Genomic DNA, 9,814 nt, shown 5'->3' with positions numbered 1-9,814 from the left:
GGTCATAAAGGGATGGATCGCCTGGGGGCCAAAGTCGGGAGGCCGGCCGATTGGCACGAGCCGGCCTCCGTCGGAGTGTTGGGGACTAGCGCTTCAGCCAGACATTGGTCCAATCGCCATTGCCGCCCGCCGCATAGGGCAGGAAGTTCTGGACGCCGGCACCGTGATAAAGAACGGTGGTCTGCGAGATCAGCGGCACGGTCGGGGGATCGGCCATGACGATCTCGTCGACTTCATTCCAGAGCTTTGCCGCTTCTGCGAGGTCCGATGTTGCCAGGGCCTTGGCCGCCACTTCATTGGCCGCTTCGTTGTTGTAGTCCGAGAAGTTGAACGTCCCGTGGGTGCCGTCATAGGTATATTGCGGCTGGAAGATGGAACGTGCAGCCCCACCCGGCCAATCCGGCGACCAGCCCGAGGGCACGAGGTCCCACACGCCATTGAGCGCATTGTCGAAGTTGGTGATCAGGCGCGGATAGAAGTCGGACGGCGGGGTCGGCACGAGCTCGATCTTGAAGCCTGCGGCCTCAAGGCTGGCCTGCAGTACCTGCGCTTCTGCCGCGCCATTGCCTGCGTTGCGGAACGGCATCTTCAGCGATAGCCCATCCGGGTATCCGGCTTCTGCCAGCAGTTCGCGGGCCTTTGCCACATCACCCTGGCTATCGGGCGTGGGATAGGGTGCGAAGTCGTGGTGACCCAGAATGCCGAGCGGGAAGATGCCATTGAGCGGGGTCGCGAATTCCGGCCCGCCGAGCTGCTGCACGATGGCGGCCTTGTTAACGGCATAGTTCAGCGCCTGGCGCACCAGCGGATTGCGCAGGGCGCGATCATTGTTCTCTGAAACGGTGTTGATCCAGATCATGCGCGAGGACCCCTCGGCCAGGGTCGAGATCTTGTCGTCGCCCTGCATGCTCAGCATCTGCACCGTGACCGGCGGAACGTTGATGTCATAGAGCATGTCGCCGTCGCCGGACTGCAATTGCTGCATCGCCGCATCCGGCTGAACGCCGGCAATCACCTCGATCCTGTCGACATAGGCCTTGCGCAGCGGATCGCTCTCTGCCTGCCATGCAGGATTGCGGATCAGCGTGACCTGCGTGTCCGGCACATAGGTTTCGATCGTGTAGGGGCCGTTCGAAATATAGTTCTCGCGATATTCCGGGCTATCCGGCAGGTAGTCGAGCACTTCCACCGGCGCAGGCGTGGTGACCGGCAGGGTCAGCAGATAGATGAAGTCATTGGCCGCATATTTCAGCCGGAAGACGACGGTGTCGTCCGAGGGTGTCTCGATGCCGGCAACGTCGCCCGCCTCGATATAGGCCTTCATGGCTTCCGCGGTCGGCTCCACACCGGCAAAACCGGCGCAGAAATCGGCGAAGCCGACGATCAGGTCTTCGAAATAGGAAACCGCCGGTGCCGGAATGAAGGGATTGCAGAGGCGCATGAAGCCGCGCTCCACATCGTCCGCAACGATCTGGCGGGGGCCATCCGGCGCATCCCAATTGGCGCCCTGACGCAGCTTGAATGTATAGGTCAGGCCCTCGTCGGTCGGCACGGGCACGCTGTCGGCAAGGTCGGCCTGCGGCGCGATCTGCTCATCGGCATCCGTAGACGCTGCGAAATTGATGAGCTGCCGCGTCGTCGCGCGGAAGAAGCTCCCGGTATCGGCAGTTGCTGGCGGCACCGTGTCGAACCGGTCGACTTCGGCCGTACCCAGAACGCGCAGCGTGCCGCCGGTCTGGGCTTCCTGCGCCAAAGCGCCTGCGGAACTCATCAGGGCGAGCGTCAGCCCGGCCAGGGCCATCTTGGCAGATGTCCGATGTGTCATTTTTTCCCTTTCTGCCAATCCGGCAGTTCCCTTCAACCTCGACGATTCCCCGGCAATGCTTCCCCTAAAGCCCGAAAATCGGTGTCTGAGCATTTGATCAAACGCTAGAATACTAGAAGGCGCTTTGCAGCGTTGTCAACGACACCGGCTGTGCAAAACGCAGACGGCGCCGCCCGAAAAGCTCAAAAAGGCAAGTTTGTGATTTTTTGATCAAACGACTTTACAGCTGCGGATGATGCCGACACATTAGCGCCGAAAACTGGCTGGTCGCAGCCGGTAGGCACGTGTTCGGCCGGAGGAAAATACCATGGCAGCCATCGCTTTCACCAATGCCGCGCTCTTTGACGGGCGCAGCGACGAGGCCATTCCGGGCATGAACGTTCTCGTCGTGGATGGCCGCATCGAGGCCGTCACCGACCAGTCGATTTCGGGCAAGGGCGTCATCGAATATGACGTTGGCGGTCGCACGCTGATGCCTGGCCTCATCGACGCCCACGCCCATGTGTTCGCCATCAACCTCGTCGCCGAGCACGACCGCAATATTCCGCTGACCGAAATGACGGCCCGCGCCGTGCCGCGTATCCGTAAAATGCTCGACCGCGGTTTCACCAGCGTTCGCGACGTGGCCGGCGGCGATGTCGGCATTCGCAATGCGATTGCCCAGGGCTATATCCCCGGTCCACGGCTGTTCGTCGGCGGCCCCGCGCTAAGCCAGATCGGGGGACATGGCGACCACCGCAGCACCACCGATGAAAGCCTCGATATCGACCTCAATTCGAGCGCCTTCTATTTCACCTGCCGCATCGTCGAAGGCACCGACAATCTTCGCAGCGTCGTGCGCAACGAACTGCGCAAGGGCGCCGACCATATCAAGGTGCTCGCCTCGGGCGGCGTCGGCTCACCCAATGACGCCATCGAAATCCCGCAATATAGCGAGGAGGAACTCCGTACCGTCGTGCGGGAAGCCGCCGTGCGCGGCAAATATGTCTGCGCCCACGCCTATGAAAGCGCCGCCATCGCCCACTCGATCCGGGCCGGCGTGCGCACCATCGAGCACGGCAATCTGATCAATGCCGAGACCGCCGCCATGGTCGCCGCTGCCGATGCCTTCGTCGTGCCGACCCTCGTTGCCTACGAAGTCACCGCCCAGCACGGCGAGCGCCTGGGCCTGTCGCCCTATGTCATGCAGAAGCTCAACATGGTCAACGATGCCGGCATTGTCATGCTGGGTCTTTGCGAGGATGCCGGCGTAAAACTCGGCTTCGGCACCGATCTCATGGGCGATATGGAATTCGCCCAGTTGCAGGAGCTGACCATCCGCGCCCGCGTGCAGCGCCCGGTGGATGTGCTCAAATCGGCAACCTCGGTCAATGCCGAAATCGTGCAGCGCTCCGGCGACCTCGGCGTCATCGCGCCGGGCGCCATTGCCGACATCCTCGTTGTCGATGGCAATCCGCTCAAGGACATTTCCGTGCTCACCGAGCCCGAAAAGAACCTGCGCCTGATCATGAAGGACGGCGAAATCTACAAGACCGATCTCAGCCCCAAATCGGCCTAGTTCTCCACACTGTCCACTCATCGAGAAACGTCCATGTCCGTCGAGCCGTCTGCCGCCCCCCTGACCTTCGAAACGCTCTACAGCGAACCCAGCATCATCGGCACATTGCCGGTAGCCGCGTGCTGGTCGGCGGATGGCAGCAGTCTCGCATTCCTCTGGAATGATGAGGGGCATACATTTCGCGATATCTGGATCTGGGAAAAGCACTCAAAGGCCCGGCGCCGCCTCACCCATCTCGGCACCGGCCGTACCAGCGGTGAGCCCACCGGGATTTCCGAACTGGCTTGGTTGAGCGGAGGTCGGCTGGCCTTCGTCCTGCAGGGGCAACTCTACCTCGCGGCCGCAGACGGCGCCGTCTCTCCACTAGCCATCGGCACGCAGGGCGTCAGCGCCATTGCCTCCTCTTCCGATGGCACAAAGCTGGCCTTCCTGTCGGGCAATGCGCTCATAACGGTTGCCGCCGACATCGCGGCGCAACCCAAGCCCCTCGTGGTCGGCTCGAAATTCGTTGGCGTCGAGTCTTTCCAGTGGGCCGCCAATGGCAGCCTCGTCTTCATCGAGGCCGACGACACCAATACCCGCAAGATCGAGATCCCTTACGATTCCCACGGTGAGGCGCGCAAAGACCGCTTCGTGCGTTCCTTCCCCGGCGATCTCCTCACGCGCCGGCGCGTCGGCCTCGTCCGGCCCGAGGGTGGCCCGGTGTCCTGGTTCGACCGGCCCGACGCCGAGGACGCCATCTGGGGTTATGGCCTTTCCGCGAATGGTAAGTCGCTGTTCATCAGCAGCAGCGATCTGTCGATCAAGAACCACACCATCTTCATGTTCGACACGGGTAGCGGCGCTCGCAGTGTCTTTTATGCGGCGCACGATCCGGTCAAGATTCGCCCCGATTGGCAGGTGGCATTCGCACCCGATGGCGAGGGTCTGATCGTCCTCACCGATCGCGATGGCTATAATCACCTCCATCGTCTGCCGGGGCAGGGGGGCGCGTTTGAACCGATCACGTCGGGCGCCTGGGAAATCGCCGAATTCGCCCTCGATGCGTCCGCCGGCAAGATCTACTTCATCGCCAACGAAGCGCACCCGGCCGAGCGCCACGTCTATTCCGTCGCTCTGACTGGCGGTGCCGTGACGCGCCTGACCGGACCTGCCGGCATCCACGTCCCCACCTATGCCCCCGATTTCAGCGCCTTCGCCGATCTCTTCAGCGACGACATGACCCCGCCCGAATTTTTCGTGCAGTCCTTGGGCGGCGCAGTGGAATCAGCGCAGGTGACGCACTCGCCATTGCCCGCTTTCGCCGAAAGGCGCTGGGCCGACGTGCGCTACGTCCCCGTTATTAGCCATGTCGATGGCGCCGAACTCATGGCGCGCGTTATGCTACCTCGCAATTTCAAGCCCGATGGCACGCACCCAATGGTGGTCGGCTCGGTCTATTCTGACGGTCTCCTCAACCAGTGGGGCGGGCGCGCCGCCCATCCGAGCTGGGGCATTGACCAATATCTCGCCTCGCGCGGCTTCGTCGTCGTTAGCCCGGAAATCCGCGGCAGCTTTGGCCGTGGGCGCGATTGGAACCGGCCTATGCTGAACAGCTATGGCACCCAGGACATCGAAGACATCGCCGATTGCGTCACGACCCTGACGGGCCTCGGCTATGCCGATCCGAAGCGCGTGGGGCTCTGGGGCTCCAGCTATGGCGGCCTCATGACGCTGATGTCGCTCTTCAAGAAGCCCGGCTTCTACGCTGCCGGTTTCGCCGGCGCACCGGCGACCAATGTGTGGCACGCCTATCCCGAGCAGGGCTGGATCATGGGCCTCACCGAAGGCGAGGACTATATCGAGCGCTACCGCGCCCAGTCGGCACTGTTCCATAGCGCGGGCCTTGAGGATGCTTTGACCATTCTCCACGGTACTAAAGATGAAGTGGTGCTCTATGCTGACACGATGGCGCTGGTCGAAAAGCTCATCGGTCAGGGCAAGAGTTTTGAACTCGTCACCCTGCCGGGAACCGGGCACGCCTGGGCGAAGCAGGATCGCACCTTGACCCGCTTTGCCTATGGCAAGCTCGCGAGCTTTTTCGAGCGACACCTGAAGGCTTAGCGAGCCTGGACGCCGGCAGCCTAGAGTTGCAAAACCTGCAGATGACCTTTAGGCCATCTGCAGGTTTGCGTCTGACCAGTCGCTTACGGCGATGTTTCTGCCGCCCGATTTGGCCCGCAAAAGCGCAGCATCTGCCCGCTGCATAAGCGTCGCGCTTGGTCGCCCATCTTCGGTTGAGGCGAGACCAATTGAAACAGTCACGGTGCCAAGCGGTCTGCCTTGATAGGTGACGGGCGCAGTTTCGATCGCCCGACGTGTGGCCTCTGCCATCGCCATGGCCGCGACCTTGTCCGCGCCACGCATGATGACCGCAAATTCCTCGCCACCGAAGCGGTGGACCATGGCCGTCTTCGCGGCGATAGCGGTCATGATGGTGGCTACCTGGCCCATCACATAGTCGCCGGCGTCATGGCCGAACTGGTCATTGAAGCGCTTAAAATGGTCTATGTCGATCATGAGCAATGCTGCGGGCAGATCAGATGCCTCGCGCCGCAGAAGCGACAGGTTTTCGTCGAGTGAGCGCCGGTTGAGCAGGCCCGTCAGCGGATCCTTGATTGCCAGGTTGGCCAGCCGATCCCGAAGTTGCAGATTGGCGATCGCCAAAGCGAGGTTTTCCGCGATCAGCTCAATATAGACGCGTGCTGCCTCGAGCGCCTCGGCTTCGCTGGGGCTTTCGAAATAGAGAGCGCCAACCGTGTCACCGCGTGCGGCCAATGGCACACAAAGCGCGGCGCTCGGGGCATGCTCTGAAAGGTGAAGACATCGCACGTCGCCTCGAAGCTCGTGGCTGAGATGGGCGCGGCCGCGCCGAATGCCCCAGCATTCCAGCGCGGGATATTCGACGCGCGATATGGAGGGCTGACCCCATGTGCTGCTTGCTGCGAGGGTTGTTCTTCCGTCGTTCATGACAAAGAGGTGGCCGGAGAGTTCCGGAAATAGCTGTGCGGCAAAGAGTGCGACGACCGGGGCGAGTTCGCTCTCCTGGCGGCACGCCTGCAGGCGATGCATGAGTTGAAGTATTCGGTCCTTGGTTTCCTGGTCCTTGCGGCGTTCGGCATCCAGCCGCTCCCGTTCCAGGCCGTTGTCGCGGAATATCTGGATGGCCTCGCTCATGTCGCCGATTTCGTCGCGCCGACCTGTGTTCGATATTTTGACATCGTAGTCCTGCCGCGCCAATCGGCGGACGATGCCGCTCATTTCGAGTAGAGGCCGGGCCACACGACGTACGAGAACGAAATAGAGCACGCTCAGAAAGACGAGGGCCGTGAGCCCCAGGAAGGATTTTGCTATTGCACTCCAAAGGTCGGCCTGCGCCCGTGCCTGTGCCAAATCCTCCTGCGCCCGGGTGGCGACGAGATCGATGAAATGGCCCACGCTGGTCAGCAGGCCGGTTTGCGCCTCTTCGTGCTCCGGAGAGAACAGGGCGCCTTGCGCCTTGTCTCGATCCCCCTGCCTGTAGTCGGTCACCGCTCTTTGCTCGATTGCGTCGAGCACTTCCGCATCTGTTTCTATGGCCTTGAGCGCCGCCAGCTCCGCGGACGACAAATCAGTGGCCTTGAGGGTCTTCAATAGACTTTCAAGTTCGCGCTCGCCGGTAAGGGTGGATTGGAACGCGGTTAGATAACGTTCCTCGCCCTTGAGAACGTAGAGCCGGGCGTCCTCGGTTGTCTGTTCTGCCGCGCGCTCGAGTCCTCCCACCCGTCCGTCCAGGTCCCAGGCGATCGCGACCGCATCCCGCTCGCGATCTGCGTAGTGAGTGGCAAATATGAATGCCGCACCCGACAGCAACGTCAGACCCACGGTTATCGCGTAGGCCCAGTTGGTAATCGTGCTAATTCTCATCGGACCCTCGCGCCACGCAGTGGATGCTGGCCAGGTCATCAGCATTATTTGATGTCGCTAAATATCGACTTAAGGCGCTTCGTTGCATTCGCGACGGTCGGCGAAACAGTGCTCCAAAGTCCTGCTGCATGGGCTTTAAAACGGAGGGGCCGGCGATGCAGATGCATCGCCGGCCCCAATGGCAACCCAAATGGGTCAATCTTCTAGAACTCGGCCCAGTCCTGATCGATGGCGGCATTGCCGCTCGATAGGTAGGACGCGGCCGTGCGAGCCTTGCCCGGTGCTGGCCGCGACGCTGTCTCGGCTCGTTTCGGCGAAGCCTGCACACGTCCGGTGCGGCCGGTTTCGAGCGTGAACACTTCCACCGTCTGGTCAAGCTGCGCAGCCTGGGACTCAGTCTGCTCGATCGAGGCGTTCATCTGTTCCACAAGCGCGGCATTGTGCTGGGTCATTTCGTCCATCTGCCGCACGGCAACGTTAACCTGCTCGATGGCGGAAGCCTGGGAAGAGCTCTCCTGGGCAATGGACGTCATCAGGCGTTCGCTGTCGCGTGCGCCTGCCAGCAGCGTTGCCAGCTTTTCGGCGGCTCCCGCGACAAGGCGCGTCCCGCCCTTCACCTCATTGACCGACTGCTCGATCAGCTGCTTGATTTCAGTCGAGGCCTCGGCCGAGGACTGGGCAAGGCGCCGCACTTCCACGGCGACGACCGCAAAGCCCTTGCCGGCCTCGCCAGCGCGGGCCGCTTCAACCGAGGCGTTGAGTGCCAGAAGGTTGGTCTGGAAGGCGATATCATCAATCATGCCGATGATATTGGAAATCTTTGCCGAAGAGGCATTGATCTGTTCCATCGCATCGCTGGCCTGGTTCATCGCAACGCCGGTGGTCTCAGCCATCTGGACGGCACCACGGGCGTTTTCATTGGCCGACTGCGCCATCTTGGCGTTTTCGCGCACGGTTTCGGCCAGTTGGCTCATCGCCGCCGAGGTCTCTTCGATGGTTGCTGCCTGGCGCGTCGTGCGGTCGCTGAGGTCGTTGGCACCGGCGAGGATTTCGCTGGTGGCGGTCCTCAGGACGCGCGAGATTTCCTTGGCGTCACCCACCACTTCTGTGAGCTTGCCGCTGACCGCATTAGTGTCGCTCTGCAACTGGGCGAAGGCGCCCTTGAAGTTGCCTTCTACCCGCTGGGTTAGGTCGGTGTTTGCGAGGGCCGCAAGAACGCGACCGGTTTCGGCGATGCCGTTGTCGACAGTTTCGACGAGGCTGTTGACGCTGCCGGCCAGACCATTGAGTTCGGGATCGGTGAAGTTGGCGTGTACGCGCTTGGAGAAGTCGCCTTCGACCGCAGCATCGACGACTTCGCCGAAGGATACCTGCAACTGCTCCATCATTTCGCGACGCTGACGCTCTTCGGCGATGATGCGGGCTGCTTCTGCCTCAGTCATCTGGCTGATCTGGATGGCGTTTTCGCGGAACACGGCGACTGCTCTCGCCATGGCGCCGATCTCATCCTTAGCGTTTCCACCCTCGACTTCCACGTCGAGATTGCCGGAAGCGAGCTTGTCCATCGTGTTGGTCAGGCCGATGATGGGTTTGGCAATCGAGGTTCCGAGCCAGGCAAAGGCTGCAAGGCCGAGGCCCAGCAGGATCATGCCACCGAGGAGCAGCGAGTTGCGCTGGGCATTGGCGTCGGCAAGCAGTGTCGCCTCGGGCACTGCAACAAGCACGGTCCAGCTGATACCAAAGCGTTCGATATCGGTCTTGATGGCCGTCAGGTGCCACGGCTCGCCATCGAGCTCGACCACTTCATTGATGTGTCCGGCGGCGGAGTCGGTGATGGCTCGCTGCATGAGCGGATCGTCAGCCTTCAGCCCGAGCATCGCCGGGTCTGGGTGAACGACCCAGTTGCCCTCGTGGTTGACCACGCGCACCCAACCGGTGCCCATGGGCGAGAAGCTGCCGATCAGGTCGGAAAAGACACCGCCGTTAAAGTCCACGCCGGCCAAGCCGATGCCTTTGCCGTTCGCGTCGCGGATAATATCGGTGCTCGAGGTGTACATCTCGCCCTTGTAGAGATAGGGGCCGTTGAGCACGGGTTTGTCCGCTGCGAGCGGGTCGAGATACCAGCCCTGGAGTCCGGCCTCCATCGAGATGTCCATGCTCGAAAAGCTCAGCTCGCCAGTGGTGACATCGCGCTTGAGCGAAGGACCGAAATAGCCGCCTGGCAGGGCAAGGTCTTCAACCATGAGATTGGAGCGCGCGGCCTGTCCCGTTCCCGGGTTGACGAGCGTCCAGACACCGCGGGCGTAGGGCAATCCCGCGATTTGTTCGCGGAAGAGGGTCTTGTAGGTTTCCGGCGTGACCCAGGCATCCTGGGCAAGGCTCGTATAGGTGCGGGCCAGCCCACTTGCGGCCGCGCCGTGGGTTTCAAGAATGTTCTCAATAGCGTTGGCCTGCGTCTCGGCCATGCTTTCAAGCAAGGCGTCCGC

Annotated in this window: 5 protein-coding genes; 2 read left to right on the top strand and 3 right to left on the bottom strand. The window is 61.9% G+C overall.

Annotated features, from left to right (window positions below):
- Positions 1-85: 85 nt before the first annotated feature.
- Positions 86-1,825 carry an ABC transporter substrate-binding protein gene (locus J0I64_RS05565; protein ID WP_291406617.1) on the bottom strand — a complete coding sequence of 580 codons (1,740 nt, stop codon included), beginning with the start codon at positions 1,823-1,825 and terminating at the stop codon, positions 86-88.
- Between the two features lie 307 nt (positions 1,826-2,132).
- Between J0I64_RS05565 and J0I64_RS05560 the strand changes: the two genes are divergently transcribed.
- Both J0I64_RS05560 and J0I64_RS05555 read left to right on the top strand, forming a co-directional pair.
- Positions 2,133-3,383, top strand: a complete 1,251-nt coding sequence (locus tag J0I64_RS05560; protein WP_291406616.1) for an amidohydrolase family protein — start codon at positions 2,133-2,135, stop codon at positions 3,381-3,383.
- 33 nt (positions 3,384-3,416) lie between these two features.
- Positions 3,417-5,486 carry a prolyl oligopeptidase family serine peptidase gene (locus J0I64_RS05555; RefSeq protein WP_291406615.1) on the top strand — a complete coding sequence of 690 codons (2,070 nt, stop codon included), beginning with the start codon at positions 3,417-3,419 and terminating at the stop codon, positions 5,484-5,486.
- A 48-nt stretch (positions 5,487-5,534) separates the two neighbouring features.
- On the opposite strand, the gene J0I64_RS05550 is transcribed toward J0I64_RS05555, so the two are convergent.
- Positions 5,535-7,373 (bottom strand): diguanylate cyclase, encoded by a 1,839-nt coding sequence (locus J0I64_RS05550; protein WP_366933698.1) that lies wholly within the window; start codon positions 7,371-7,373, stop codon positions 5,535-5,537.
- Between the two features lie 158 nt (positions 7,374-7,531).
- Positions 7,532-9,814: methyl-accepting chemotaxis protein (locus J0I64_RS05545; protein ID WP_291406614.1), on the bottom strand; the 2,283-nt coding region annotated here is incomplete at its 5' end.

This window comes from Devosia sp. (assembly GCF_017307565.1).
In the GTDB taxonomy this organism is placed as follows: domain Bacteria; phylum Pseudomonadota; class Alphaproteobacteria; order Rhizobiales; family Devosiaceae; genus Devosia.
This window is presented reverse-complemented; position numbering and strand designations above follow the sequence as displayed.